The organism is Acinetobacter wuhouensis (genome assembly GCF_001696605.3).
GTDB lineage: Bacteria > Pseudomonadota > Gammaproteobacteria > Pseudomonadales > Moraxellaceae > Acinetobacter > Acinetobacter wuhouensis.
Genome location: NZ_CP031716.1, coordinates 423065 through 449927 on the forward strand (window position 1 = coordinate 423065; position 26863 = coordinate 449927).

Annotated in this window: 22 protein-coding genes and 2 tRNA genes; 13 read left to right on the forward strand and 11 right to left on the reverse strand. The window is 40.3% G+C overall.

Translation table 11 applies throughout. The features are described 5' to 3' along the window. Positions 1-31: 31 nt before the first annotated feature. The 4 genes from BEN71_RS02650 to BEN71_RS02665 form a co-directional block, all read right to left on the reverse strand. Positions 32-107, reverse strand: a tRNA-Lys gene (locus BEN71_RS02650). Between the two features lie 114 nt (positions 108-221). After that, a tRNA-Lys gene (locus BEN71_RS02655) sits at positions 222-297 on the reverse strand. A gap of 214 nt (positions 298-511) precedes the next feature. Next, positions 512-2353, reverse strand: coding sequence for a long-chain-acyl-CoA synthetase (locus BEN71_RS02660; protein WP_068973755.1), 1842 nt, complete (start codon positions 2351-2353; stop codon positions 512-514). 283 nt (positions 2354-2636) lie between these two features. Then, complete coding sequence (locus BEN71_RS02665) at positions 2637-6047, reverse strand: Rne/Rng family ribonuclease (RefSeq protein WP_068973754.1); 3411 nt, start codon at positions 6045-6047, stop codon at positions 2637-2639. An 802-nt stretch (positions 6048-6849) separates the two neighbouring features. On the opposite strand from BEN71_RS02665, the gene BEN71_RS02670 reads away from it, so the two are divergent. From BEN71_RS02670 to dmpG, 5 genes are all read left to right on the forward strand, one after another. Next, positions 6850-7800, forward strand: coding sequence for an RluA family pseudouridine synthase (locus BEN71_RS02670; protein ID WP_068973753.1), 951 nt, complete (start codon positions 6850-6852; stop codon positions 7798-7800). A gap of 253 nt (positions 7801-8053) precedes the next feature. Continuing rightward, positions 8054-8722, forward strand: coding sequence for an HAD-IA family hydrolase (locus tag BEN71_RS02675; protein ID WP_068973752.1), 669 nt, complete (start codon positions 8054-8056; stop codon positions 8720-8722). 487 nt (positions 8723-9209) lie between these two features. Beyond that, positions 9210-10019, forward strand: coding sequence for a fumarylacetoacetate hydrolase family protein (locus BEN71_RS02680; protein ID WP_068973751.1), 810 nt, complete (start codon positions 9210-9212; stop codon positions 10017-10019). A 71-nt stretch (positions 10020-10090) separates the two neighbouring features. Then, a complete protein-coding gene (locus BEN71_RS02685) occupies positions 10091-10990 on the forward strand; it encodes an acetaldehyde dehydrogenase (acetylating) (protein WP_068973750.1) in 900 nt (299 codons plus the stop codon). Positions 10991-11001: 11 nt separating this feature from the next. Then, positions 11002-12021, forward strand: coding sequence for a 4-hydroxy-2-oxovalerate aldolase (dmpG, locus tag BEN71_RS02690; protein ID WP_068973749.1), 1020 nt, complete (start codon positions 11002-11004; stop codon positions 12019-12021). Positions 12022-12140: 119 nt separating this feature from the next. On the opposite strand, the gene BEN71_RS02695 is transcribed toward dmpG, so the two are convergent. Both BEN71_RS02695 and BEN71_RS02700 read right to left on the reverse strand, forming a co-directional pair. Then, positions 12141-13325, reverse strand: a complete 1185-nt coding sequence (locus BEN71_RS02695) for a porin (protein ID WP_068973748.1) — start codon at positions 13323-13325, stop codon at positions 12141-12143. A gap of 141 nt (positions 13326-13466) precedes the next feature. Next, positions 13467-14807, reverse strand: coding sequence for an amidohydrolase (locus BEN71_RS02700; RefSeq protein WP_068973747.1), 1341 nt, complete (start codon positions 14805-14807; stop codon positions 13467-13469). 500 nt (positions 14808-15307) lie between these two features. Here BEN71_RS02700 and BEN71_RS02705 point away from each other — a divergent pair, with 500 nt between their 5' ends. Together BEN71_RS02705 and BEN71_RS02710 are read left to right on the forward strand one after the other, a co-directional pair. After that, positions 15308-16600, forward strand: a complete 1293-nt coding sequence (locus tag BEN71_RS02705; protein WP_068973746.1) for an OprD family outer membrane porin — start codon at positions 15308-15310, stop codon at positions 16598-16600. A gap of 437 nt (positions 16601-17037) precedes the next feature. Then, entirely contained in the window at positions 17038-17895 is an 858-nt protein-coding gene (locus BEN71_RS02710) for an alpha/beta fold hydrolase (RefSeq protein ID WP_068973745.1), read from the forward strand. A 96-nt stretch (positions 17896-17991) separates the two neighbouring features. Here the strand turns inward: BEN71_RS02710 and BEN71_RS02715 are convergent, their stop codons facing one another. From BEN71_RS02715 to hcaR, 4 genes are all read right to left on the reverse strand, one after another. Then, positions 17992-18255 carry a Txe/YoeB family addiction module toxin gene (locus BEN71_RS02715; protein ID WP_068973744.1) on the reverse strand — a complete coding sequence of 88 codons (264 nt, stop codon included), beginning with the start codon at positions 18253-18255 and terminating at the stop codon, positions 17992-17994. Further along, a complete protein-coding gene (locus BEN71_RS02720; protein ID WP_068973743.1) occupies positions 18239-18502 on the reverse strand; it encodes a type II toxin-antitoxin system Phd/YefM family antitoxin in 264 nt (87 codons plus the stop codon). The genes BEN71_RS02715 and BEN71_RS02720 overlap by 17 nt, the downstream gene beginning before the upstream one ends. A 166-nt stretch (positions 18503-18668) precedes the next feature. Beyond that, positions 18669-19349, reverse strand: coding sequence for a DUF1345 domain-containing protein (locus BEN71_RS02725; RefSeq protein WP_406565258.1), 681 nt, complete (start codon positions 19347-19349; stop codon positions 18669-18671). Positions 19350-19642: 293 nt separating this feature from the next. Beyond that, complete coding sequence (gene hcaR / locus BEN71_RS02730) at positions 19643-20548, reverse strand: DNA-binding transcriptional regulator HcaR (RefSeq protein ID WP_068973741.1); 906 nt, start codon at positions 20546-20548, stop codon at positions 19643-19645. 282 nt (positions 20549-20830) lie between these two features. Between hcaR and hcaE the strand changes: the two genes are divergently transcribed. The 6 genes from hcaE (at position 20831) to hcaD (ending at position 26264) form a co-directional block, all read left to right on the forward strand. After that, positions 20831-22198: a 3-phenylpropionate/cinnamic acid dioxygenase subunit alpha gene (gene hcaE / locus BEN71_RS02735; RefSeq protein WP_068973740.1), complete on the forward strand. Its 1368-nt coding sequence runs from the start codon at positions 20831-20833 to the stop codon at positions 22196-22198. Further along, entirely contained in the window at positions 22195-22713 is a 519-nt protein-coding gene (hcaF, locus tag BEN71_RS02740; protein ID WP_068973739.1) for a 3-phenylpropionate/cinnamic acid dioxygenase subunit beta, read from the forward strand. The genes hcaE and hcaF overlap by 4 nt, the downstream gene beginning before the upstream one ends. Continuing rightward, positions 22713-23039: a 3-phenylpropionate/cinnamic acid dioxygenase ferredoxin subunit gene (gene hcaC / locus BEN71_RS02745; RefSeq protein WP_068973738.1), complete on the forward strand. Its 327-nt coding sequence runs from the start codon at positions 22713-22715 to the stop codon at positions 23037-23039. The genes hcaF and hcaC overlap by 1 nt, the downstream gene beginning before the upstream one ends. Positions 23040-23041: 2 nt before the next feature. Then, positions 23042-23857, forward strand: a complete 816-nt coding sequence (gene hcaB, locus BEN71_RS02750; protein WP_068973737.1) for a 3-phenylpropionate-dihydrodiol/cinnamic acid-dihydrodiol dehydrogenase — start codon at positions 23042-23044, stop codon at positions 23855-23857. Positions 23858-24037: 180 nt separating this feature from the next. After that, positions 24038-25000, forward strand: a complete 963-nt coding sequence (locus BEN71_RS02755) for a 3-carboxyethylcatechol 2,3-dioxygenase (RefSeq protein WP_068973736.1) — start codon at positions 24038-24040, stop codon at positions 24998-25000. A 16-nt stretch (positions 25001-25016) separates the two neighbouring features. Beyond that, complete coding sequence (gene hcaD / locus BEN71_RS02760) at positions 25017-26264, forward strand: 3-phenylpropionate/cinnamic acid dioxygenase ferredoxin--NAD(+) reductase subunit (protein ID WP_068973735.1); 1248 nt, start codon at positions 25017-25019, stop codon at positions 26262-26264. Between the two features lie 84 nt (positions 26265-26348). Here the strand turns inward: hcaD and BEN71_RS02765 are convergent, their stop codons facing one another. After that, on the reverse strand, positions 26349-26804 hold the full coding sequence (locus tag BEN71_RS02765; protein ID WP_068973734.1) for a GNAT family N-acetyltransferase: 456 nt from the start codon (positions 26802-26804) through the stop codon (positions 26349-26351). Positions 26805-26863: the final 59 nt, after the last annotated feature.

The window sequence follows — 26863 nt, forward strand, 5'->3', positions numbered from 1 at the left end:
AAGTCGTACAGAAAGAAGCCTTAAGAAAGAATGGTGGGTCGTCCGCGATTCGAACGCGGGACCAACGGATTAAAAGTCCGCTGCTCTACCAGCTGAGCTAACGACCCTGAGAAAATTTTAAAATAACATTTTAAAATTTTTGCAAGACAAGCGAAGCGCGTAGTCTTTGATGTTGGATAACTTGTGTCATCTAACTGCTTTCAGGAAAAGCTTAAACAAAATGGTGGGTCGTCCGCGATTCGAACGCGGGACCAACGGATTAAAAGTCCGCTGCTCTACCAGCTGAGCTAACGACCCTAAACAGATATTCAAAAGTATTGAATACGCAGTGTAAGAAACTAAAAAAGTTTTAAACACCACTTTGTTTGATGGTGCGTATTTTAGCAAGATATTGATAGAGCGCAAGTAAAAAATAAGAAAGTTTGCAACGTTCGGTTATAAATAACACAAATTAAATAAAAAAAGCCCTGAAAACAGGGCTTTTTGTTTGAATCGTCATATTTATATGAATTTAGAAACGGTATTGATACGCTTCAATATTGGCATAGATTTCAGAAGTGACATCGCAATAGGCATTGGCATTCGGTAATAAAACCAATAAACGATCAGAAGTTTTTGCAGGATCAAAGGCTTGTTCCTTCAATTTATTCTTCTGATATTTAAAAGTACCCGTCGTTTCAACCACTTCTTGAATGCGTAAGAACACGGGAACTGCATAAGCAGGGAGGTTCTTTTTGAAGTCTGAAACCATTTGGCTAAGATCTTGTTCTGTAAGTTCTTGTCCATCATGTAAGGTGATGGCTGCCATACCTGCACGACCATTGGTATTTGGAATTTCTACACCATAAACCACCGCTTCAGTGATTTTTGGATATTCACTGCAAATATTCTCAACTTCTGTGGTTGAGACATTTTCACCTTTCCAACGGAAGGTATCACCTAAACGATCGACGAATTGTGCATGACGGAAACCAATATCACGAACCAAATCACCTGTAATAAAGTACGAGTCGCCTTTTTTAAAGACGTCATTCATGATCACAGATTTATTCTTTTCAGGGTCTGTATAGCCATCAAAAGGAGAGCGTTTGGTAATTTTACCAATCAATAAGCCCACTTCACCCTTTTGAACTTTTGTGCAGAATCCTTTGTTATCACGAACGGCTTCATTCTTTTCTTTATCAAATTGAACGATTGCATAAGGTGTAGGAGAGAAACCAACCGTATTGTCAAAGTTAAAGATATTACTAAAACCGACATTACCTTCACTTGATGCATAAAGTTCAAGAATTTCTTGGATACCAAAACGCTCTTTGAATTTGCCCCAAATATTTGGACGCATACCATTACCAATCATCTTGGTCACACGATGTTTATGGTCATTTTCAGAGGCTGGTGCATCCATCAAGTAACGACAGAGTTCTCCGACATAGCCGATTGCAGAAGCATTAAATTTTTGTACATCTGTCCAAAATGCTGAGGTTGAGTATTTGCGACGAATTGCAAAGGCTGAACTCCCTGCGATTGCACCACACCAGCACACCACCATACCTGTTGCGTGATAAAGCGGTAGGGTACAGTACATTACATCATCTTCATTGAGATTAAGTACGTGACCGTATGTACCGTATGCCAGTGTCCAACGGCTGTTTGAGAAAATCACCGCTTTAGGTAAGCCTGTCGTTCCAGAAGTATAAATATAAAATAAGCCGTCTTTGCCTTTGACACTATGTGTCGTAGGCACATTAAATTTTGGAAATTGTTCTAAAACTTCAGCAAGGTTGATATAACCTTTTGGTGCTTTTCCTGCATCTTTTTGCGTTTCTTGATCTGCAAACCAGTGGAAATTTTCAGGTTGAATCGCTAAGTCTTGACGAATTTCATCGACGGCTACTCGACATTCTTCACCAACAACAATAGCAACGGGTTTTACAAGGTTAATGCTATGTGCCAGTACCTTACCAGTTTGCGATGTATTGACGAGCGCTGAAGTCACGCCGAGTTTAGCAAAGGCAATAATGGTCGCTAAGAGTTCAGGACGATTCTCAACCATTACTGTAACGGTATCGCCTTTTTTTATCCCAATTGAAAGATAAAAATGTGCAATTTGATTCGCCCAGTTATTGAGCTCTTTATAGCTGTAGCGTTGCTCTTCAAACAATAACGCATCACCATAAGGATTGTTCTTTGTTGCGCGTTCAAATGCAAGACCAAGACCAGCAGGCGAGTTCGGCGTTCTGATATAAGCTTGTTTCAGCCCGCTGAGTAGATTGGGAATTTTATTGATGAATTTTGGCAAGCGCTCTGCTACATCAGCAAAACCGATCAAATCGGTCTGTGTGGTTTGGCTCATATCAATCCTATTTATTTTTCGTCATCCGATACAATTTATTTGCTTCTAATTTGCAAACCATAATTATGCTTAATATTAGACCGAACACTAAGTATTTTCATGTTAAGCATAATATAAAGAATAAAAATAACTCTATACAGCTGTCTTTTTAATAGATTTGGTCTAGTGCAATCAACCTAATCTGACAAATGTATTTGTAATTTATTCAAAATAACAAAAAAACCTAGCCATCGAAATGACTAGGTTCTTTTTAAACAACAGCATTTGAGCAAATAATTACTAATTATTCAGTTGTTGGTGGTGTTGCTTTTTTGGGTGGACGACCACGTGGGCGACGTGGACGAGCAGGTTTTTCATCTGTCGCAACAGTCTCAGCTTGTTGCGTTGCTTCATCTTTCACAGTTTCAGCTGTTTCCAATGCAAGCGATTGCTGTGGTTTTTCAGCTTCGGCTTCTTTTGTTGTATCAACAACAGCATCAGTTTCTACTGAAACTTCAACTTTTGCTTCTTCAACCACTGGTGCAGCTTCTGTTTCTACTGCTTCAACTGGTGTGGTTGCTTCAGTCTCAGTTGCGATAGTTTCAGTTGTTGCTTCAGCTTGAACAGGTGCTGCTTCAATAACATCAGATTCAGCTGTTTTCACAACTTCAGCTTGATGCTCTTGCTTTGCTTGAGCAGCCGCTTGTTTGGCTAAACGACGACGTTCACGTGGATCATTGGCTACACGACGGTCATTTTCTGGCTTTGGTGGTGTTAGGTCTAACACTTCCGCAGGCTCGGCTTCAGGTGCAGCTTTAGTCACAGCAACATCACGTGTTACTGGTTGTTTAACCGCAGGTTCAGAAGTTTCTACAACAGTGAGCGTTGCAGCATATTCTTCTGTGAACTTCGCCAACGCACGGTTGAACGTTGGGATTAATCCAAACTGTTCAATCAATACAGCACAATCATCACCATAAACATGAGTAATCAAGCTACGTACAGTATACTGACCTAAGGTCGGTACTTGAGACGGATTAAGTTTTGGTGTGGCAGCTTTGGCTTGAGCGGCTTCACGTTGTTGACGGCGCTTTTGACGTGGGTCATTACTCGCACGTTGAACAGGTTGTTGAGCTTGAACTTCTACAACAGGTGCTTGCTCTACAGGTGTTGTATTTGCTACTGGTGTAGCAGTTGGTGCTTCAACGGCAACTTCAGCTTTAGCTTCACGACGATGCTTTTGTTGCTTCGCAGGTGCAGGTGCTTGTTGTGGTGGTGTTAATGCCACAATTTCACTTTGCGCTTGATCAATATTTACAACCAAAGCTGTAGTTAATTGCGCCTGCTGAGGTGCATCGACGAATTCAACTTTAGGTTGTTGATTTTGAGCCGCTTGTTGTGTTTCAACAGCAGGTGTATTCACTTGAGCAGGTTGTTGCTCACCATTAAACACGCTGTGGTCACGATGACGGTTTGGTCGTTGTGGACGCTGTTGTTGATTGCGGTCACGACGTGGAACAGCTTGTTCAGCATTATTGTTCGCATCTGCATGTTGTTCATGCTGAGGACGTTGTTGTTTTTGCTGACGACGTTGATCACGTTGTTCTTGGCGATTGTCCTGACGCTGCTCTTGGCGTTGTTCCTGACGAGTCACCTGAACAACTTCTTCAATCACCTGATGTTGATCATTTGATTGATCGCGTTGCTCTTTGTGCTTATTGCGATTTTTGTTTTTGTTGTTACGTTGAGGTTTGTCCTCACGTTCAACATGCTTTTCATACTCACGAGGTTCTTGCTTTTGAGCAGGCGCGTGTGAAAGATAAGCATTGGTTTCAGGTATAACACGTGCTTCAATCGTTGGTGCAGAAGGCGCTTGATTGACTTGACCAAATTGACCACGGCTTACCGCACCACCATTGACCATTTGTTCAATAGAAGCTGCTGCATTATTCGCAGTACGTGACTGATCTACAGTTGCTGCTTGTTTTTGAACAAACAAGTTTTCTAACCAAGCGCATGGGCTTGATGATGGTTGCGCAACTTGAGCTTGAACAGCTTGTTGTCTTTGCTGTTGCTGAGCTTGTGGTTGGCTTTGTTGTTTTTTGCCTTGCTTATTGTTTTGAGTTTGAACAGGTGCAGCAGTGTGCTGATGTGCTTGCTCTTCTTCTAAATGCCACTCAGATGACTCATAACCCAATTCTTTTTCGCTTGAACGAGTTGCTTCAGTACGTTCATAGCTTGTTGGCGCAAAGCCTTCAGGGTTATACGAAATTTCGTAATGTGGTGTTTCTAAATGTGGATGTGGCAATACAGTCACACGTACATTTGAGGTTTGTTCTAAGTAAACAAGACTGTGACGCTTTTCATTCAATAAGAATGCTGCAATCTCTACAGGCACTTCAACTTGAACTTCACCATGACGTTCTTTGAGTGCAATCTCTTCAACTTTACGCATGATTGAAAGAGAAAGCGAACGTAAGTCACGTACCATACCTGTGCCATGACAGCGCGGGCAGACATAACCAGTTGCTTCTTCAAGTGATGGACGCAAGCGTTGACGGCTCATTTCCATTAAACCAAAACGTGATAATTGACCAAATTGGATACGTGCACGATCGCTTTGCGTCGCTTCACGAAGTTTCGCTTCAACCATACGTTGGTTGCGTTCTTTGGTCATGTCGATAAAGTCGATCACGACTAAACCGCCAATATCACGTAAACGCAATTGACGAGAAATTTCTTCAGCTGCTTCTAAGTTAGTACTTAATGCTGTTTCTTCAACATCATGACCACGGGTAGATTTCGCAGAGTTAATATCAATAGAAACCAATGCTTCAGTTTGGTCGATGACAATAGAACCACCGGAAGGAAGTTTTACTTCACGTTCATAAGCAGTTTGGATTTGGCTTTCGATACCAAAATGAGCAAATAATGGTTCATTTAAAGTATAAGTTTTGAGTTTGTCGAGTTGGTTTGGCATTACCGCTTTAACAAAGTTATATGCTTCGTTATAGGCTTGCTCAGAATCAATTAAAATTTCTGCAACATCATCACGTAGATAATCACGAATCGCACGTGTCACTACACCTGCTTCTTGATGTACCAACATTGGTGATGGACCAGAATTTGCAGTCCCTTGGATTTGTGCCCAAAGGTCTAATAAATGTTGTAAGTCGAGTTGTAATTCTTCTTGTGAACGACCAATACCTGCGGTACGAACGATGACGCTCATCCCACGAGGGGTATTTAAAGACGCCAACATTTCTTTCAACTCTTCACGAACTGAACCTGAAATTTGACGACTGATACCGCCACCTTTAGGGTTGTTTGGCATAAGTACCAAATAACGACCTGCAAGTGAAATATAAGTAGAAAGGGCAGCACCTTTATTGCCACGTTCTTCTTTTTCAACTTGAACAAGAAGTTCTGTGCCTTCAGTGATCAATTCACGAATATTTGAAGTTTGGCGAGGGTCTGCTTTGTAATAAGTATTGGCAATTTCGCGCATCGACAAGAAGCCTTGACGACCTGCACCATATTCTACAAATACAGCTTCTAAAGAAGGCTCTACGCGAGTGACATGACCTTTATAAATATTGGCTTTCTTTTGCTCACGTGTACGATTTTCTAAGTCGAAATCGTAAAGACGGTGACCAGTGATGAGTGCAACGCGAACTTCTTCGGCATGTGTTGCATTGATCAACATACGTTTCATGGGTGTAACACCTAATAGTGATCCACACCAACAACTCGCTATTTATATAAATAAAGCGAACATCTAAAATATTGGATCAAGACTTAAACCAAAAACATCCAGTATGATTTAAGTTGCTGACTGAGTTGTGAGCTCAGGCGAGGGTTTGATACCTGTATTTCCGTATTGATGTTGCAATACTTTCTTTAATCTTTGCACAATTAAAGTTTTGAGGTTTTCACTGGCACTGAAAGTGGTGCATTGGATGACGGATTTGATCGTCTTTCACTGCGACATTGCTCGAAGATCATCTCAACTTTGGTGAGTGCGTCTTGATACGGAATTATCATCGTATCTTTACAAAATGTGCAGTTCCAATACCTCAGACACTTATGTCCTGAATAACACTCTAAAGCGACTTGGCTGATGTGTATCAGTTTATGTTTAAAAACCAAATGCTGGATAATGACCAGTTTGGCGACATATATTTTTAAACAAACCGATTTCTGTACTTTAAGTACAATTAAACGCAACAGTTTGTCTTTTTGCCGATATAATAAAGCCTTCGGCGTCGGCGTATTCTTTTGGGACCATTCCGAGCTTTGGGTGAATGCTTTATTCTGTCTGTGCTTTCAAAAAGTTTTTTGTTTCAAAAGTTTCTGAAATACAGATAATAAAGTTCACTTACGGTGGTATCCGTGCGCTGACTATAGCAAACCTTGCATCATCTGCCTATGGGCTATACGGTTATTTTGTATGAAATGTATAGTCTAAGTGATCAGTTTTTAATCAAAATTTCGTTTTATTAGGTCATCGTAACTGTATGAATTCTACGCAAGACTGGCAAAGTGTCACCTGGTTTGAAGTCGACGAACATCAGGAAGCTCAACGTATTGATAATTTTTTATTTTCACGTTTAAAAGGTGTGCCAAAAAGTCGCATCTATCGTTTGATTCGTGAGGGGCAAGTTCGTGTTAATAAAAAGCGCGTTAAAGCTGAAACCAAGCTCGCGATTGGCGATCAGATCCGTGTTGCACCGATTCGTTTTGAGCAAAAAGATGAGTCTGCTGTGCCTGTGTCAGATAAGGTGGCGCAAAGTTTATTAAGCCGTGTGGTCTATGAAGATGAAGGTTTAATGGTGGTCAATAAACCTTCAGGCATCGCAGTACATGGCGGTAGCGGTGTTGCTTATGGTTTGATTGAAGGGTTGCGTGCTGCAACAGGTAAAAAATATTTAGAATTGATTCACCGTATTGACCGTGATACGTCTGGTTTGGTGATGATTAGTAAAAAGCGTAGCGTACTGAAAACACTGCAAGACTTGTTGCGTGAACATAAAATTCGTAAGACTTATGCTGCAATTGCCAAAGGTCAAGTGAGTTTGGATGATCAATTGATTGATCAACCTTTATTGCGTTATGAATTGGCAAATGGCGAACGTCGTGTCCGTGTGTCAAAAGACGGTAAAGAATCTAAGACACAATGGAAAGTCGCTGAGCGTTTTATGCATGCAACGCTTGTACATGCTTCACCGCTGTCTGGACGCACGCATCAGATTCGTGTGCATGGTTTGAGTATTGGTCATCCACTCGTTGGGGATGATAAGTATGGACATGAAACTGAATATCGTGGACCTAATCCACGTCGTTTGTGTCTGCATGCGATGCGTTTGGAAATTCCAAGCTATCCTGTGATTGAAGCACCTTTGCCTGAAGATATGCAGAGTTTGGTGGCGCAGTTAAGATCGCAGAAAGCGGATAAGCCTGTTGTTTAATTAATAGCTTTTTACCTCTCCCGAACCCTCACTTGCACTTCGTTTTAAAGCAGTGCTTTAAAACTTGCTCAGGAGAGGGGATTTCAATTTTAAAATTGATAGTATTTGTCGAATAATGAAAGGTCCTCTCTCCTTTTTTTAAAGGAGAACTCTTTATCTTCCTGATGGGAAGGGATGTAAGAAAGAGTCAAATTTAGGCTTCACCTCTCCCTAACCCTCTCCTGAGAGGAGAGGGAACTTATTGGAAATAAACATGCAAAAACCTGTAGAACTGATTATTTTTGACTGGGACGGAACACTGTTTGATTCTGTCGGGCAGATTGTGGCGAGTTTATTGTTTGCTGCTGAGCAATTTGAGCAACCTTTAACACCTGAAGCTGCAAAAAGTATTATCGGTTTAGGTTTACCTGAAGTGGCTCAGGTTTTATTTCCAACTGTGCCTGAACTGCATACAGAAATTTTAAAATGCTATGGTGATCATTATGTGGAGCATTCCAAAGGTGATCAGTGGTTCGCTGGTGTTTCTGAAATGCTATATGATTTACATGCACAAAACATCAAATTGGCAGTGGCGACAGGTAAAAGCCGTAAAGGTTTAGATCGTGTGTTGGGGCAAACCAACAGTCATGAATTATTCACCGTGACCCGTGCAGCGAGTGAAACCAAGTCCAAACCTGATCCATTAATGTTGGCTGAAATTTTACAACACACAGGGATTCAGGCTGATCGTGCGATTATGGTCGGTGATACTTCTTATGATCTGGAAATGGCGAAAAACATTGCGATGCCACGTGTAGGCGTGAGTTATGGGGTACATCGGATTGAAGTTTTACAAAGCTTTAATCCATTAACGATTGCGAATGATGTCAGCGCTTTGCATGATTTTTTACTTCAACAGGTTCAGCTTAAAGACGTGGTTTAATCAATATCCATCGTCGCTTCATTCTCATAAAGAAAAGGGCAAAGTCATTCACTTTTGCCCTTTTTTCATATTTAAAAGATTGTATGGTTCTGTTATTTTTTGGCTGAAAAGCCATTTTCTGTTCATCGCTATATTAGCTTTTAGTCGTAGAACAAAGTTCCCTCAAAAATAACAACGACCTGAATTCTGAGTAGTTTACTGGTATTTCTAATTGATTTATAACGCTTGTTTATTCATCTAAAAATATGGATAAAGATTTATAGGTTCTAACTATTGTCATAAATAAAATAAGTATTGGCACAAAAACAGCAATTTACCGATGCTTAAACTGTTCATAAAAGTACACGTTTTAAAGAAAAATGGTGTTCAGATGCAGTAGAACTGCAGAGATTGATCTGATCATCCCAGCAAAATCTCTCATTGGGTAATGTCGAGATTCAGCCATCTAAAACGGTATTCAGTCCATTTTGCAGTTTAAGGAAACATGATGTCGAATTCTGCTGTTGTTCAAACAAGTGTTGAATCGGTTGCTTTGGCTTTAAGAGAAGCTGAATTATCAAAAACGGCGATTGCGCCTGTTCGTCCGCAACTTGGGGGTGAAAGTGCCGATGTAGATATCGCCTATGCCGTTCAGGAAGAAAATACTAAACGTGCGATCGCTGAGGGTCGTCGTTTAGTAGGGCGCAAAATTGGTTTGACTTCAATTGCCGTACAAAAGCAGTTAGGTGTTGATTCTCCTGATTTTGGAATGTTATTCGCTGATATGGCATTTGGTGATGGTGAAGCCATTCCTGCAGGTTTGCTCATTCAACCGAAAGTTGAAGCTGAAATTGCGTTAGTGATCAATAAAGATTTAACCCAGGAAAAACACACTTACGCAGACATTATCAGTGCGACTGAATATGCCTTGCCTGCGGTTGAAGTGGTCGATAGCCGTATCGAAAACTGGAAAATTTCACTGATTGATACTGTTGCTGATAATGCGTCTTCTGCGGCGTATGTACTCGGCTCTAAGCCTGTCAAACTTGAAAATCTTGACCTTGTAAATTGCAAAATGACCATGACGCGTAGTGGTGAAGTGGTTTCTCAAGGTGTGGGTAAAGCCTGTCTTTCAAATCCGCTCAATGCAGCCGTTTGGTTAGCAGATGAAATGGTACGTCGTGGTCGTCCACTTTTGGCAGGTGACATTATTTTGACTGGTGCATTGGGTCCAATGGTTGTGGCACATGCAGGTGATGAATTTGTTGTGGAAATTGAAGGTTTTGGTTCAGTGACTGCGGCTTTTGCGGCTGAATAAATCTGAATTTTACCAGGTCTTAAGTTTTACAACGCCTGCATTTTACAACGTAGCGTTAAGAGATATTGTTCATGAAAAAGATTAAATGTGCATTGATCGGTCCAGGGAATATTGGTACTGATTTACTTTATAAATTACAACGCAGTGAGTTTTTAGAACCTGTATGGATGGTAGGGATTGACCCAACATCTGAAGGTCTGGCACGTGCTGCAAAAATGGGCATTAAAACCACTGCTGAAGGTGTCGATGGTCTGCTTCCTCATGTGATTGCTGACGACATTAAAATTGCTTTTGATGCGACTTCTGCATACGTACATGCTGAAAACAGCCGTAAGCTCAACGAGCTTGGCGTACAGATGATTGACTTAACGCCTGCGGCGATTGGTCCATTCTGTGTACCACCTGTAAACCTTGAAGCTTTGCTTGAAGCAGGTGATTTGCCAAATGTAAACATGGTGACTTGTGGTGGTCAGGCAACCATTCCGATGGTGGCTGCGATTTCACGTGTACAGGCGGTTGAGTATGGTGAAATTATTGCCACTGTATCGACCAAATCAGTCGGTCCAGGTACACGTAAAAATATTGATGAATTTACCCGTACGACTGCGGGCGCGATTGAGCAGGTGGGCGGTGCAAAAGCGGGTAAAGCGATCATTATCATTAACCCAGCTGAGCCACCACTGATGATGCGTGACACAGTGCATTGCCTGGTGGAAGGCGAACCTGACCAGGCAGCAATCACTGAATCTGTGCATGCCATGATCAAGGAAGTTCAGAAATACGTACCAGGTTATAAACTGGTCAATGGTCCTGTATTTGATGGCAACCGTGTATCTATGTTCCTGGAAGTTGAAGGTCTGGGTGACTATTTACCCAAATATGCAGGCAACCTCGACATCATGACCGCAGCTGCTGCACGTACTGCAGAAATGTTTGCAGAACGTCTGATCGCTAACCAAGTAGAAGCATAAGGAGCATCTTCATGTCTAAGATTATTATTAATGATATGACTTTACGTGATGGTATGCACCCGATGCGCCATCAAACTACCCCTGAGCAAATGGTTGCGATTGCAATTGCACTCGATGATGCGGGTGTCCCGTTAATCGAAGTGACGCATGGTGATGGTTTAGGTGGTAACTCGGTTAACTACGGTTTTGCTGCTGCAACTGATGAAGAATACTTAAAAGCCGTTATTCCGAATTTAAAACAAGCTAAAGTATCAGCTTTACTGTTACCTGGAATCGGTACGGTTGACCATCTGAAAATGGCACATGATGTGGGTGTCGCAACGATTCGTGTGGCAACGCATTCAACTGAAGCCGATGTTTCTGAACAGCATATTACTGCTGCACGTAAACTTGGTATGGACACCGTGGGCTTCTTGATGATGGCACACATGGCTACTCCTGAGAAATTACTCGAAGAAGCACAGAAAATGGTGTCTTACGGTGCAAACTGTATTTACGTGACTGACTCAGCAGGTTATATGCTTCCACAGGATGTGACTGATCGTGTCGGTATCTTACGTGCTAATCTTGCTTCTGATATCGAAATCGGTTTCCACGGTCACCATAACTTAGGCATGGGCGTAGCGAACTCTGTGGCTGCAGTTGATGCAGGTGCAAAACGTGTCGATTTAGCATCTGCAGGTTTAGGTGCAGGTGCGGGTAATACACCACTTGAACTGTTTGTTGCTGTGGCGAACCGTATGCAGATGGAAACAGGTGTGGATCTGTTCAAAGTACAGGATATTGCTGAAGAGTTGATTGTACCGATGATGCAACAACCGATTCGTGCGGATCGTGATGCAGCGACTTTAGGTTATGCAGGCGTGTATTCTTCATTCCTGTTGTTTGCTAAACGTGCTGAAGCAAAATATGGTGTATCAGCTCGTGAAATTCTGCTTGAACTGGGTCGCCGTGGTACGGTGGGTGGTCAGGAAGATATGATCGAAGATCTTGCATTGACTATGTCTAAAGCTAAAGAGGCGAATGCTTAAAACGCTGATGAGCAATATTGTTTAAGAAAGAAAAAGTACAGGATTGATCCTGTACTTTTTTATGGATTGGAAAATTTAACACTAATTATCAGGTCAAGTACCAAATCAAGTCTTAACGATTAGAAAAAATATCCAATTGAAAAAGCAAACATTTTATTGGTGTCCTGATTGTCACCTTGAGCAAGTGAAGTGCTACTACCACCGACAGCAGGGTCATTTTTACTGATGATATATTCTGCTTGAACACCAATGTCTTTATAGAAGAAATATACACCCGCATTGATTCGTTCTGAATCTAGATATCCTTGTTGATCCTTATAGTATTTTCCATAAGACAGATAAGGCTTAATTTCAGGAACATTTTCAAAAGGTTGTTTAATTGAGTAATTGATTTCACTCAACATAAACTTTCCATCATTTGCAACTTGATAAGAGTAATCTCGAGCACCTAAGGTCGAATCATTTGGACGTAATGCATCTGCATTATCTACTTTTTGTTGCCCTGCGATAATCAACCACTGCCAGTTTTGATAATCCGTTGTTGCAAATGCATTCCAAGAGTCTCGTTTACCCGTTTCACCACTGATTCGATTGTCTAAGTCAGAGTGCAAATATGAAGCACCAACTTCAGTTTTAAAGTTTTTTTCTGAATCTATGTTAAATGTTTTGGCAAAGCGTGTAGCCCATATATTTTCTTCCTCAATATGTGTGCCATTTTCAATGTCATCCGCCTCCACATAACTCACACCATAACGGCTTGAATCTTTACTGACACCTTTAAAATTTCCACCATCTTTTGGATAAAATCCGAGTGTAAACGCATAATCATTTTGATTTAACTTGTACTTAACACCGACGTTTTCTACACCTTCAAAGCCCATTGATGAAAAGAGCGAACCATAGTTGGTATTCCCCCAATATCGACCAAAACCAAACTCAACATCTTGTTGTCCAGCTGAAATACGGCTATGTTCATTGAGTTTATAGCCAAGCCAAGCATCACGGACAAAGATCGCATCACATAAACGATCATATTGGTAGCAACGCGCTTCAAAAGAGGCAAGCCAATTGGGATTTTCATAATTTAACATCAGCTTGATATCAAGAAATTTGAATTGCCCATTGGTTGAGCCTTCACTCACATCATCGGCAAAATCTTTGTAAACATAAGCACCACGAACAGCACCTCCAATATTTAAGCCGCCTAAATCCGTTTTTGAATCACCAATATTGATTGTTCCTGCATATACAGAACTTGTAGCAATGAGTGTAGAAAGCGCAAGTAGAGTGAAAATTTTATTCATCTTAATAAGTCCTTTGTTAAGATGTTTTGAAATAAATTACCTAAAAATAGGCAAAGTTAATCCACTCAATTTCATTTTGAAATTGAGTGTTCATGCAGTTAATGAGCGAAAGTTAGATGTGAAAAGCTTTGAATAAAGAGCTTATTGTGCTTTCCATGAAGCTTGAACTTGCTTGGCAATAGATGGGTAATTCAAAATAAAACGGACATGTGTTTCTACCCCAGTTTTTAGGGTTGCATCATCGACAACAAATTCTGAACTATGGTTAGGTGCTGCTTTTGCCATATCTTGGTCAGCAGGTGTTGCGCCAAGGAAAACAAAAAGTGATGGCATTAATTTCCCATAATAGGCAAAGTCTTCGCTTGGACTCGCATTATTATCCAAGAGGTGTAATTGAGATTTGCCAACCGCAGTTTCGAGCGCTGGTGCTGTAAGTTCAGTCAAAGTTTTATCATTTGTGGTCACAGGTGCATAAGATGAAATGTCTACATTGGCTTTCACATTATTTGCTAGTGCCGTAAATTTCACCATTTCTGGGAGTTTTTTCAAAATATTCTGACGGATAGCTTCGTTATTTGTACGAATTGTTCCCGCCATTGAAACTTCTTCGGGAATAACATTGCTCACAGTTCCGCCAGAAATTTGTCCAACACTCACAACACCCATGCCTTTGGTTAGATCAGACTGGCGACTGATGAGTGTTTGTAAATTGGTAATCACCTGAGCAGAAGTCACGATTGGATCCGTTCCAGCCCATGGCATAGATGCATGAACTTGTTGACCTGTTAATTTAATGCGGAATTCATCTGCGCTATTTAAAATTGCACCACTTTTATAGAACAGGTTGCCAGTTGGCATGCCTGAAATCACATGAATGCCAAAAATAACTTCGGGTTTGTTCTGCTTAAAAGCACCATCAGCGATCATTTTACGAGAACCAATTTGGTCACCTTGGGTAAAATTATCAATGTCTGCTGCGCCTTCTTCAGCAGGTTGGAAAACAAAAACGACAGTACCCACAAGTTTATCCTTATTTTCAGCGAGAACTTTGGCAGCACTCAGTAACATTGCGGTATGTGTGTCATGTCCACAAGCATGCATCACTGATTCTTGCTTTCCTTGATAGAGCGCCTTAACTTTACTGGCAAAACTTAAACCAGTTTTTTCCTCAACAGGTAAGGCATCCATATCTGCGCGTAAAGCCATCACTGGTCCAGGTAAAGCACCTTTGAGAACACCGACTACCCCAGTTTTTGCATATCCAGTTTTAACTTCAATCCCGTATGATTTGAGTTCTTTTTGAACTAATTTAGAAGTATTAAACTCCATGTTGCCAAGTTCAGGATGTTGATGAATTTGATGGCGTAATTGAATGGTTTGAGGTTCTGTTTTAATGACAGCGTCTTTGACCCAATCCGCAGAACTGATTTGAGATAAAATCAATAAAGGTGTTGCAAGTAATGCTGCCTGAATTCTTTTCATAAGGTTTTACATCCTGTAAGTAGTTGTGAAAAGCGCAACTCAATTTACTGAGGTCTGCTTTTTGATTCAAATACTTTGTGGGTATAAAAATATGATATTTATGATGTGTTTAGCTTGTCGTTATTTCGATGTGAGGGTGGGCTGTAAAATAAATTGCTATAGAAAATTCCTTTGACTTAAACGCTATTTCTTATAAATAAAAAAATTAAAAATGCAAAATTAAAAATATTTTTAAACTTAAAAACGCTAAAAGATTTCATAATGTAATAATTATTCTGTTTATTCATTCAAAAAACCTATCATTTTACAATAATAAAATCCTAAACTGAAATAATGGTTAAAAAAGACTTATTGTTTAAATATATTAAAAATAAATTAAAAAAGATCATACTGCGACGAATGGTTAAAACATAGATAAAACTTAATACTGTGGTCTGATTTTATCAAAAACTAGAGTTCCGCATGATGTCCGCTTAGATTTTGTTTTATGGAAAGCAACGATGCGCCGTCAATCATTATGGATAGCAATGTGTACTGCAACAGCAGTTTTAGGGACAACGGCAACGCATGCAGTGTTTGTAGAAGACAGTCAAGTCCAACTCAAATTTCGCAACTTTTTCTTAGATCGTCAGCTCGATCAACCTGATAAAACTAAACCTCAAGATTTCGGCAGCTGGTCACAGGCAGTAACATTGGATGCTAAATCTGGTTATGCAGAACTTGGTCCTGTGCAAGTGGGTGTGGATGTTTTGGCACAATATGCTCTACGTTTAAGTGGAGATCGTGGTGATAATGACTATGTCATGCCATACGATTACAACAGCAAAGAGCAAGCCCGTGATAATGCAAAATTGGGTGCGACTTTAAAAGCGAAAATCAGCCAAACAGAACTGAAAGTGGGTGAAATTTTACCGATGTCACCTGTGGTGCATTTTGACCCATCACGCCAATTACTCACCACATTTGAAGGTGCTTGGTTAGAATCTAAAGACCTTAAAAATACCAAACTCACTTTGGGTTATTTAGATGGTGTGAATTCACGTTATGAAAATCAGGTGCATGATTTTGGACTGTGGCCCAATGAATTAAATACGGATAAAGGTAAAGTTCGTGAAGGCGATAGCGAAAATATGCTCATCGCAGGTGTGGACTATCAAGTCACACCTGAGTTGGCAGCAAGCTATTTCTATGCGGATGTAGATAATATTTACCGCCAAAATTATCTTGGTTTGGCTTTTAATAAAAAGCTTGATGGGCACAATAAAATCGCCACACATATCCGTTATTTCGATAACCAAGATTCAGGTGATGCGATTTATGGTGCAATTGATAACCAAGCACTTTCACTTCGTGGCGCGTGGATACATGACAACCATACGGTCGATGCAGGCTATCAACAGATTTTTGGTGATACGGGTAATGTGAATGCGATGTTCCCGACACTTTCAGGTTGGGTGCCACAGCCGTATTTGGTGAATTGGTCAGTGGCGAGCTTTATTCGTAAAGATGAGCGTTCTTGGAGTTTAGGTTATACCTATGATTTTAAAGATACGATTGCCAAAGGTTTGACTGTGACTGCACGTCATTATGATGGTTCAAATATTAAAAATAACAATGGTACACGTGGTAAGGAACAGGAAGATAATTTGATTGTAAATTATGTAATTCCTGAGGGTAAGCTTAAAGGTCTTGGTTTTCAATGGATGTATATCAATGTGAATTATGCCAATGTGCCAGGATTTGTGGATTTAACAGAGAATCGTATTGCGACGACGTATACCTATCGTTTTTAACTTAAATTTGTATGTAATTACTCGGAGGAGTCTTACATCAAAAGTTTTAATTTTAGGATAAGCCTTCGGCTCGACCTACTTTTCTTTCGGGAAAAGTAGGCAAAACCATTGTCATTCGCAAAACTCGACAGCAACCATCTTTTGACTGATTCTTCGCAAAAACATTAACTAATTTATGTAGTCCTGCCTCGAACAGTTGCGAATGACGGTTTCGCGTATCTATTTGTAGAATAGGATATAAATGTTATATTTTTCAAAATTTAATCGTTTTAAAACAATGGTTTAAATTATCGTTTTTTTGTAGTTTGTCATCGTTATTAAGTATCAATTTCACTCAAATTCACAGGTACTATGAAGCTGTAAATTAGTCAGTTTGAATCCATATTGATGCGTTTTCAAATGGATTCAACCCATAGATAGGCTGTAAAGGAATAGGTATGAGTACTGTACAAATCCCAGATTATAAAACTGATGCATTCTTCGGCTTAGAAGATAAATGGATTGAAACTGCTGAAGGCGAACTCACCCATTATCATGAAATAGGTGAGGGTACACCGATTCTGTTTTTACATGGTTCAGGTACAGGTGTTTCTGCAGCTGCAAACTGGTGGTTAAACTTGCCACAAATTGGTGAGCAAGCACGTTGTATCGCGATTGATACTATTGGTTATGGTCAAACTGTGGTAGCACCAAATACTGCTTATGGTATTCGTGCATGGGTTGATCATGCAGTACGTACTTTGGATGCTTTAGGCATTGAAAAAACTTGGTTGGTGGGTAACTCACTTGGTGGTTGGTTAGCTTTCCAATTGGCAATGGATTATCCAGATCGTGTACTCGGTATTGTATCTATGGGTACAGGTGGTGCAAAACAAACAGCAGCACTGAAAGCGCATGCAAATCCTGTATTGACAGAAGAAGGCATCAAAAAAACCTTGTCGATGTTTGTGGTAAACAAAGACTTGATTACAGATGAATTGGTGAAAGTACGTTTTGCTTCTGCGGCAAATGACTATGCATCAAATCGTTTAATGGATGTGGTTGGGGCACGTGATCGTGACCGTTTTGAATTTCCACTCGATTTTGACAAAATGAAAGACATTACCGTACCTGTACTGTTGATTCATGGTGTACAAGATGTGGTGATTCCAGTATCACGCTCATGGGATATTCTAAATACTGTACCACATGCCGATGCGCACATTTTCAGTCAGTGTGGTCACTGGTCACAAGTGGAAAAAGCTGAAGAATTTAATACGGTAATTAAAGATTATTTAACTGCACGTGGTGTGTAAATTTTCTATATCAAGGTAAACAAGAGGATGGCGAAAGCTGTCCTTTTTTAGCCCTTTGAGTAGAGTTGTAATGAAAGCATGGATTAGCTCATGCTTTTATTCATAGTGATAACGGCAGGAAATTACGGTGATTGCTGTATCTGTGACTTCATAGACCAGTCGATTCTTTTCATCTATACGTCTGCTCCACAATCCAGATAAATCACCGAGTAAAGCTTCAGGCTTCCCAATACCTTCAAAGGGTGTACGTTGACATTCTTTGATTAAAGTATTGATTCTTTTGAGCGTCTTTCTATCTTGGCTTTGCCAATAAATATAAGTTTCCCAAGCTGTAGGCGTGAAACTAGTCAGTCGTGTCATCTAAAAGTTCTCTTTCGACTGCTTTCGATGCGCGTAATTCAGCAATTGATTTTGCTAAATGGGCAGCATTACTTGGAGAAGATAACAGGTGTAATGTTTCCATAATGCTATTGTAATAATCTTGTCCCATGACAACGGCATGTTGTCCTTCTTTACGAGTAATTACAGCGACATCGGCATCATCTATCACTTTATCTAAAACAGTTTTTAGATTGTTACGTGCATCTGTATATGTAAATACGTGCATTTAAATACCTCGATCATCTATATGGGCGATGAATAAGTAATCTAAACCATCTACACGATGGAGTATAAAATAAATGTACAATATTCTGTACATGTTGTAAAGGTATAAGGTCGTGACGTCAAAGTAGCACTTATAATGGGAAGTAAATGAAAGAGTATTTTGTTGCTCAGCTCATAATAAAACTCGCAGCAACATTGATACAGATCGCCAAAATTGTGGTGTTAAATCCATACACCAAAAGGATATGTAAAATATTCAGTGTACGCATTGAACTTGAGGTTAAAGAAACATCAGCAGTTTGTGCAGAAGTGCCAATTACATAACTAAAATATATAAATTCTGGATAAGTGGGTTCAGGTGTTTTAGGAAAATCTAAGCCACCATCTTGATGTTTTGCGACTGCTAAATAAAAGTCATGCGCATAGTGAATCGCAAAAATGGTGTGCATAAATAACCATGCGAAAATGATGGTGACCATTGCTAAAATCAAATGCCCTAATTTGACCATATGATCATTTGGCAAATGTGTTAATTCAATAATAATCGCGATAAAACACATGATTAGGCTTAAAATGACTAAAAATAGGATGATCCATTTACTGGCATCTTGTTGCTGTGCTCGTTTTAAAATATGCGCTCGATTGGTTGTCCATAATGTTTTCATGGTCAAAATAAGATAGACAAAAATAGCAATATTCCAACTGAATAATAGATTTGTAGACCAATTCCAATTTGTTGAAAAAGCGATCATTACATAGAGTAGGGCTGTGATGATAAAGCTTATAAAAAAGTAAGGACGAGATTGCACTCCTGACTTGAAGCGGTGAAACGTATGTATTGTCCTCATCAACATCACCCAAACTTAAAATTGTTATGTTTTATGTATAAATATCTTAGCTGAATTTGTGGGAGGTGATTAGACTTAAGTTGTAGTCAATATCAAAGTTAATGAGAAAGACTGACAATACTGATGCGTATAAAAAAAGATGAAGTGTTTAGATTCATTTGTAAAAAATAAAAGCAGACTTATTCATTTATACTTATTGTTGGAAAGTGTGAATAGGTTCTCTGTGATTCAGCCACCATTATTTTAAAAATAAATAATGGTGCAAAAAGCAAGATGTATGAGGTGGTTAAAAATTAACGATCTGAGCGATTGATATCGAGATAAAATACCTTTGTTAAGAGTTCCATAAATTTTTGTACAGCGACAGAATCCATATTTTTACGGTAGCTGACATACAAATCTAAATACGGAAGCTCTACATCGAGTGGGCGAATGACCGTGTTGCTCATGGTGAGTGGTGCAATATAACCAGGTAGGATTGTGCAACCTAGCCCCATACCAATCGAGTTGATATTAAACAAAATATTATCGGCTTTTTGCACGATATTAAATTCAATATTATTCTGTTTGGCAAAGTCTAAAATAGCGTTGTGCAACGTACCTGATTGCTCTTCGGCAGGAATAATAAAATCAATACCATTCAATGCTTTAACAGGAATACGTTCATACTTCGCCAAAGGGTGATCTTTGGGTAAAATAAAAATCAAAGGCTCACGTAGGACAAACTTACTTTCAATTTCATCATTGTGAAAGTTATGTCGGGTAAAGCTGACATCCAATTCACCTTTCTTAATCGCACGCATTTGCTCAAGGTTGTTTAAGCTTAATAATTCGATTTTAAGATCAGGATTTTGTACCCTTAAATTAGGCAGTACATAAGGAAAAACCTTCATTTCTGCAACAGGAACGAAGCCTATACGAAGTAACTGTTGTTTGGCTTTGGAGACTTGGCGTGCCATGGCAACAGCCTTGTCCGCTTGTGCCAAAGTTAAGCGTGCTTGTTCTAGAAAAACAGCACCTTCTTCGGTCAGTTCAACTTTACGTTTAGTACGATTCAGTAGTCTGACACCGACATCTTCTTCTAGGTCTTTGATTTGCTGACTGAGAGAAGGTTGTGCGGTATAAAGTTTCAATGCTGCTTTACTGAAGTTGAGTTCTTCAGCCACAGTAATGAAGTATCTTAGATGTCGTAATTCCATATAACTCGTCCAAAGAGTAATCCAAAAAATGTCTTACTAATAAGCTGTGAGAGTATAATCTATAAACAACTATGGCGTGAAGATGATTATGCCATTTAGAAAATAAATGAAGTCTGCAAAAGCATTGCCATTCTAATATAGAAAATAACGCTGCTAATAATTCAAAAAAGGTATTAATTAAAACAAAATAAATATTTCCCTAAAACTCGTCTCAAAAGCGATGATTTGTGCAAAGTTGAGTCAATTTGTTTGTGACCCCACGTTTGTCGCAGGAGAGCTTTCATGAGTGGAAAAATTGATGTACGTGAAATCGACGCTTTGGTCGATGCACAAAATGGACGTATCTCGCCATCTATTTATACAGATCCAGATTTGTATGAGTTGGAATTAGAGCGAGTTTTCGGTCGTACTTGGTTATTCCTTTGCCATGAAAGCCAAATTCCAAAAGCAGGTGATTTTTTTAACACCTATATGGGTGAAGATCCAATCATTGTGGTGCGTCAAAAAGATGGCTCAATCAAAGCATTATTGAACCAATGCCGTCACCGTTCGATGCGTGTCAGTTTTGCAGACTGTGGTAATACCCGTGCATTCACCTGTCCATATCACGGTTGGTCATACGGTGTTGATGGTTCACTGAAAGATATTCCACTGGAAGATCGTGCATTTCCACAAGGTGCATGTAAAGAAAAATGGGGCTTGATCGAAGTTAACCGTGTCAAATCTTATAAGGGCTTAATTTTCGGTTGTTGGGATGAAAGCACACCTGATCTTGAAGAATACATGGGTGATATTGCTTGGTATTTGGATGGTGTATTAGACCGTCGTCCGGGTGGTACAGAAATCATCGGGGGTGTACATAAGTGGGAAATCGAGTGTAACTGGAAATTTGCAGCAGAACAGTTTGCATCTGACCAATACCATGCATTGTTCTCACATGCTTCTGCGATTCAAGTCTTAGGTGCAAAACCTGATGATGAAGGCTCTAAAAAATTAGGTGCTGCCCAAACCGCTCGTCCTGTTTGGGAAACAGCCAAAGATGCAATTCAATATGGTTCACGTGGTCATGGTTCAGGCTTTTTCTTTACAGAGAAACCTGATGCAAACGTCTGGGTGGATGGTGAAGTTGCCAACTATTTCCGTGAAACATTCGATGAAGTCAAAGAACGTTTGGGTGAAGTCCGTGCTTTACGTCTTGCAGGTCATAACACCATGTTCCCAACATTGTCATGGTTGAATGGTACGGCAACACTTCGTGTATGGCATCCACGTGGTCCAAACAAAACAGAAGTGTGGGCATTCTGTATCGCCGATGCAGAAGCATCACAAGAAGTGAAAGAAGCTTTTGAACGTTCTGCGACCCGTGCCTTTGGTCCTGCGGGTTTCTTGGAACAAGATGACTCTGAGAACTGGATTGAGATTCAAAAAGTACTTCGTGGTTATAAAGCACGTAAAAACCAACTCATTATGGAAATGGGTTTAGGTAATGAAAAAGTCCGTGAAGATGGTATTCCTGGGATTACCAACTACATTTTCTCTGAAACAGCCGCACGTGGTATGTATCGTCGTTGGGCAGATTTACTGATTCATGAAAAATGGGAAGACGTAGAGGCTGCGGCAGAAGCGTATGAGCAGGAGCTTGTGAAATGAGTTTAGTCAGCTTAGAACTTCAGCATCAGATCAGCCAATTTTTATATCGTGAAGCAAAATTACTCGATGACTGGAAATTCCGTGAATGGTTAGATGTCTTCGCAGAAGATATTTCTTATACGCTTCGCACCACACCAAATGCACAAACCCGTGACCGCCGTCGTTCTGTTGAGCCACCAACGACGTGGGTTTTTAATGACAATAAGCATTTGCTGGAACGCCGTGTTGCGCGTCTTGAAACAGGTATGGCTTGGGCGGAAGAACCTCCGTCACGTACCACGCACATGGTTTCAAACGTGATTGTTGAAGCGACCGAAGTTGATGGTGAATACGATGTTTACGTCACCTATTTACTTTACCGTACACAGAAAGAGAAAGATGTGACGATTTACTGCGGTAAACGTCATGACAAACTTCGCCAAGTTGAAGGCGGCTTAGGATGGCAGATTTTCAACCGTAAAATTACCCTAGACCAAGTGACTTACAACTCACACAACTTGAGCGTGTTCTTCTGATGAATAAAATTTTTGTTTGCCAAATTGATGAGTTAGATGAAGGCGAAGCACTGAAAGTTGAGTGTGGTGTAAATGGCATCGAAGCACTTGCTGTGTTTAATAACAACGGTGAATTCTTTGCCATGAATGACCGTTGTTCACATGGTAATGCCTCTATGTCTGAAGGTTATCTGGAAGATGATGGTACGGTGGAATGTCCATTACATTCTGCACGTTTTTGTCTAAAAACAGGTGAAGCATTGTGTCTACCTGCAACTGATCCAATCAAAACATTCCCTGTGATTGTGGAAGATGGTCAATTGTTTGTAGAAATGGCAGGAGAATAAGCATGGGTTGGCTACAAGGCGAAGTTGCACTGATTACTGGTGGTGGTTCAGGTTTAGGTTGGGCATTGGTTGAGCGTTTTATTGAAGAGGGTGCACAAGTTGCAGTGCTTCAGCGTTCTAAAGCCAAAGTGGATGCTTTAAATGAACATTTTGGTGGTCAAGTCTTAGCAATTGAGGGCGATGTAGCCAACTATGCAGACAATGTCCGTGCGGTAAATGCCACCGTTGAACGCTTTGGTAAACTTGATTGCTTCGTGGGTAATGCAGGAATTTGGGATCATTACGCAGATATCGTCAATACTTCAGGTGAACAACTTGAGAAAGCATTTGATGAAATTATGGGCATCAATACCAAGTCTTTAATCCTTGGAGCGAAAGCTGCACTTGATGCATTGATCGCTTCTGAAGGGGCTATCATATTTACTTTGTCTAATTCAGCCTTGTACTCAGCAGGCGGAGGCCCTGTATATACAGCGTCTAAGCATGCAGGGGTTGGAATTATGAAAGAATTGGCCTATGAGCTTGCGCCTAAAGTACGAGTGAATGCCGTTGCGCCCTCAGGTATGAATGTCAATATCAAAGGTGCGGCATCTTTAGGTCAGGAAAATGTAGGCTTATTGGATGCACGTGATCCTGAGAAAATTGCCCGTGGTATGCCATTGAACTTCCTCCCTGAACCTGAAGAAATGACTGGTTCATACGTACTGCTTGCATCTCGTCAAAACAATCGCCCACTGACAGGTGTATTGATCAATGCGGAATGTGGTTTAGGGATTCGTGGATTACGCCAACCACGTGCAGGTTTCTTTGATGAGTGATTGATTCACTTAACCATTCATAGATTAAATCCTCCCCTTGCGGAGCATGCTCCTCACCTTTTCCAAAGGAGGGAGTATCTCGAATTTAAATGGTTTTTATATTCGAAAGTTCCCCTCTTTTCAAAGAGGGGTTAGGGGAGATTAAGAAGTATAGCTATTACTTCTATTTCGGAGTCCAACATGCCTGTTAAGCTCATTTGTGCATCGCACAGTCCATTGATGGAGTTTGCATCACCGCAACAACAATACAAAGAACAAAAAGTGCGTGACACTTTTGCTCAACTTGCCAAAGTAGTTGAAGCATACAATCCGACTTTAATTATCACATTCGGTCCTGACCACTTTAATGGTTTCTTCTATGACTTGATGCCAAGTTTTTGCGTGGGGATTCGTGCTACAGCGGCAGGCGATTGGGACTATGGCAAAATTGACAATAAAATTGATGTACCTGAAGAAACAGCGATTGATTTAGTACGCCGTGTTTTAGATGAAGGTGTCGATGTTGCCTATTCATACCGTATGCAAGCCGATCATGGTGTAACACAGCCCTTACATTTTTTATGCGGTGGAAAACTAGATCGCTACCCAACCATTCCGATTTTTATCAATGGTGCTGCTGCACCGATGCCCACCACCAAACGTACAGTGGCTTTAGGTCGTGCAGTCGGTCAGTTTGTTAAATCATTGAACCTTGAAAATGAACGTGTTTTGATTTTAGGAACAGGTGGCTTATCACACGATCCACCAACACCACAAATGGGTTCAGTACAGCCTGAAGTGGAAGAATTCTTGATTTGTGGACGTAATCCAAGTGAAGAATCACGCAATACACGTCAGGGCAAAATCATTGCTGTAGGACAAAAATTGGCAGCAGGTGATACCTCTGTGGCTGTACCACTGAATCCTGAATGGGATCGTGCCTTACTTGAGACTTTTGCCAAAGCTGACTTTGCCACAATTGAAGCGATGACTGAAGCTGAAATCCGTAAAGATGGCGGACGTGGCGGTCAGGAAGTCCGTTCTTGGATGGCAGCCTTTGCTGCGATGCATGAAGTGGGTGAATACGACATGACCACACATTGCTACGAAGATATTAGTGAGTGGATTGCGGGCTTTGGCATCGTATCTGCTGAATTGAAATAAATAAAGGAAATCTCCCATGAGCCAAAATGAGACGAAAACCATTGTAATTGTTGGTGCAGGTCAAGCAGGTGCGAGCGCCATTTTAGAACTTCGTGCCAACAAATATGAAGGCAAGATCATTTTGGTGGGAGATGAAACACATCTACCATACGAACGTCCACCTTTGTCTAAAGATGTGATTTTAAAACCTGATGAAACCAAAATTGAGATTTTGTCAGAACAGAAATTAGCAGATTTGGGCGTTGAACATATTCGTGGCAATGGTGTGGTGAAAATCAACGCTGAGGCAAAAACAGTTGAACTTAAACATGGTGAAAGCATTGCCTTTGATAAGTTACTGCTTGCCACAGGTGGCGCAGCACGTCGTTTGCCAAACTTCGATGCATTAGGTAAACACGTATATACCTTACGTAACCTTGAAGATTCTCAAGCCCTTGTTCCTGTACTACAAGCTGGTCGTCGTATTGTTTTAATCGGTGGTGGCGTGATTGGTCTAGAACTTGCTTCTTCTGCACGTTTTAAAGATTGCCAAGTGACAGTCATTGAAATGGGCAACATGGTGATGGGACGTTCATCGCCACGGATCTTGAGTGAATTTCTTTTAGCGCAACAACGCCTTGCAGGTGTCGATGTACGTCTTGAAACCAAGATTGCGGATTGTCGTCTTGAGCAAAATCAGGATGGTGAAGAAGTAGTGATTACCATTGAAGGTGGTGAAGAACTTCGTGCAGATGCCGTCATTTACGGCATCGGGATTATCCCAAATGCACAGTTGGCTGTGGATGCAGGCTTGAACGTAGACTTTGCCATTCAGGTCAATGAAAACTGTCAAACATCACATCCTGATATTTATGCAGCAGGCGATGTGGCAACGCAATTACGTGGCAATGGTCAATATGGTCGTGTCGAAACTTGGGAAAATGCCAATTTACAAGCAGGAATTTTTGCGCGTCATGTGATGGGTGTTGAGCATCCAATGCCAAATCCTGCATGGTTCTGGACAGATCAACTGAATATTAATTATCAATTTGTCGGTGATATGGCAGCAGCTGAATGGCACATTCGTGGTGAAATGGATGCTGCTAAAGGTGCTGAATCATCATTCATCCTATTTGGTATAACGGATGGTGTGATTGTGGGCGGTATTACCGTCAATGCTGCTAAAGAGATGCGTCTTTTGAAAAAACTCATCAGCAAACAAGCTAATTTTGAAGCAGATAAGCATTTGGATATGAGCCAAGAACTACGTAAGTTAGTTAAATAATCTCGGTTTCTTGTCATTTTAAACCTGAGTGATTTTACTCAGGTTTTATACTCAGTTTTTTTATGTTCCGATTTTCAAATGAATTTAACAATGGTTTGGAAAACGTAGATGTAGAATAGGAAATGGTCGACCTTCTGAGTCTAATTCAGAACGCGCAATTTGTTTAAAACCATGTTTAAGATAGAAATTCAAAGCACGTTGATTTTGTTCATTGACATCAATTTCATGTGCTCCCAATTCAAAAGCTTTTTTGATCAGGATAGAACCAATGCCTTGGTCGAAAAACTGTGGATCGACAAATAACATTTCAACTTTCTGATATGCCAAACCCATAAATCCCGCGATTTTTCCATCTCGTTCCACATGAAACAATTGTACGTGATCAAAATAATGATGCTGAATGATCGACTCTTTAATTTGTACAATATGTTGTTCATTTAAAAAATCATGTGTCGCGCGAACAGAATCTTCCCAGATTTTTAAGAGTTGCGGATGATCTTTTGATGATGTGTCCAGAATATGGTTCAGGTCTATTTCCATAAAACATTCACTCAAGTGTGAAAAGAAACAAAAAATAAAGAAAAATCACATGTTGTTTC

What these genes read in the sequence shown, in the direction of transcription:
- BEN71_RS02660 (WP_068973755.1), bottom strand. Translation starts at nt 2,353, where the DNA reads ATGAGCCAAACCACACAGACCGATTTGATCGGTTTTGCTGATGTAGCA.
- BEN71_RS02665 (WP_068973754.1), bottom strand. Translation starts at nt 6,047, where the DNA reads ATGAAACGTATGTTGATCAATGCAACACATGCCGAAGAAGTTCGCGTT.
- BEN71_RS02670 (WP_068973753.1), top strand. Translation starts at nt 6,850, where the DNA reads ATGAATTCTACGCAAGACTGGCAAAGTGTCACCTGGTTTGAAGTCGAC.
- BEN71_RS02675 (WP_068973752.1), top strand. Translation starts at nt 8,054, where the DNA reads ATGCAAAAACCTGTAGAACTGATTATTTTTGACTGGGACGGAACACTG.
- BEN71_RS02680 (WP_068973751.1), top strand. Translation starts at nt 9,210, where the DNA reads ATGTCGAATTCTGCTGTTGTTCAAACAAGTGTTGAATCGGTTGCTTTG.
- BEN71_RS02685 (WP_068973750.1), top strand. Translation starts at nt 10,091, where the DNA reads ATGAAAAAGATTAAATGTGCATTGATCGGTCCAGGGAATATTGGTACT.
- dmpG (WP_068973749.1), top strand. Translation starts at nt 11,002, where the DNA reads ATGTCTAAGATTATTATTAATGATATGACTTTACGTGATGGTATGCAC.
- BEN71_RS02695 (WP_068973748.1), bottom strand. Translation starts at nt 13,325, where the DNA reads ATGAATAAAATTTTCACTCTACTTGCGCTTTCTACACTCATTGCTACA.
- BEN71_RS02700 (WP_068973747.1), bottom strand. Translation starts at nt 14,807, where the DNA reads ATGAAAAGAATTCAGGCAGCATTACTTGCAACACCTTTATTGATTTTA.
- BEN71_RS02705 (WP_068973746.1), top strand. Translation starts at nt 15,308, where the DNA reads ATGCGCCGTCAATCATTATGGATAGCAATGTGTACTGCAACAGCAGTT.
- BEN71_RS02710 (WP_068973745.1), top strand. Translation starts at nt 17,038, where the DNA reads ATGAGTACTGTACAAATCCCAGATTATAAAACTGATGCATTCTTCGGC.
- BEN71_RS02715 (WP_068973744.1), bottom strand. Translation starts at nt 18,255, where the DNA reads ATGACACGACTGACTAGTTTCACGCCTACAGCTTGGGAAACTTATATT.
- BEN71_RS02720 (WP_068973743.1), bottom strand. Translation starts at nt 18,502, where the DNA reads ATGCACGTATTTACATATACAGATGCACGTAACAATCTAAAAACTGTT.
- BEN71_RS02725 (WP_406565258.1), bottom strand. Translation starts at nt 19,349, where the DNA reads ATGAGGACAATACATACGTTTCACCGCTTCAAGTCAGGAGTGCAATCT.
- hcaR (WP_068973741.1), bottom strand. Translation starts at nt 20,548, where the DNA reads ATGGAATTACGACATCTAAGATACTTCATTACTGTGGCTGAAGAACTC.
- hcaE (WP_068973740.1), top strand. Translation starts at nt 20,831, where the DNA reads ATGAGTGGAAAAATTGATGTACGTGAAATCGACGCTTTGGTCGATGCA.
- hcaF (WP_068973739.1), top strand. Translation starts at nt 22,195, where the DNA reads ATGAGTTTAGTCAGCTTAGAACTTCAGCATCAGATCAGCCAATTTTTA.
- hcaC (WP_068973738.1), top strand. Translation starts at nt 22,713, where the DNA reads ATGAATAAAATTTTTGTTTGCCAAATTGATGAGTTAGATGAAGGCGAA.
- hcaB (WP_068973737.1), top strand. Translation starts at nt 23,042, where the DNA reads ATGGGTTGGCTACAAGGCGAAGTTGCACTGATTACTGGTGGTGGTTCA.
- BEN71_RS02755 (WP_068973736.1), top strand. Translation starts at nt 24,038, where the DNA reads ATGCCTGTTAAGCTCATTTGTGCATCGCACAGTCCATTGATGGAGTTT.
- hcaD (WP_068973735.1), top strand. Translation starts at nt 25,017, where the DNA reads ATGAGCCAAAATGAGACGAAAACCATTGTAATTGTTGGTGCAGGTCAA.
- BEN71_RS02765 (WP_068973734.1), bottom strand. Translation starts at nt 26,804, where the DNA reads ATGGAAATAGACCTGAACCATATTCTGGACACATCATCAAAAGATCAT.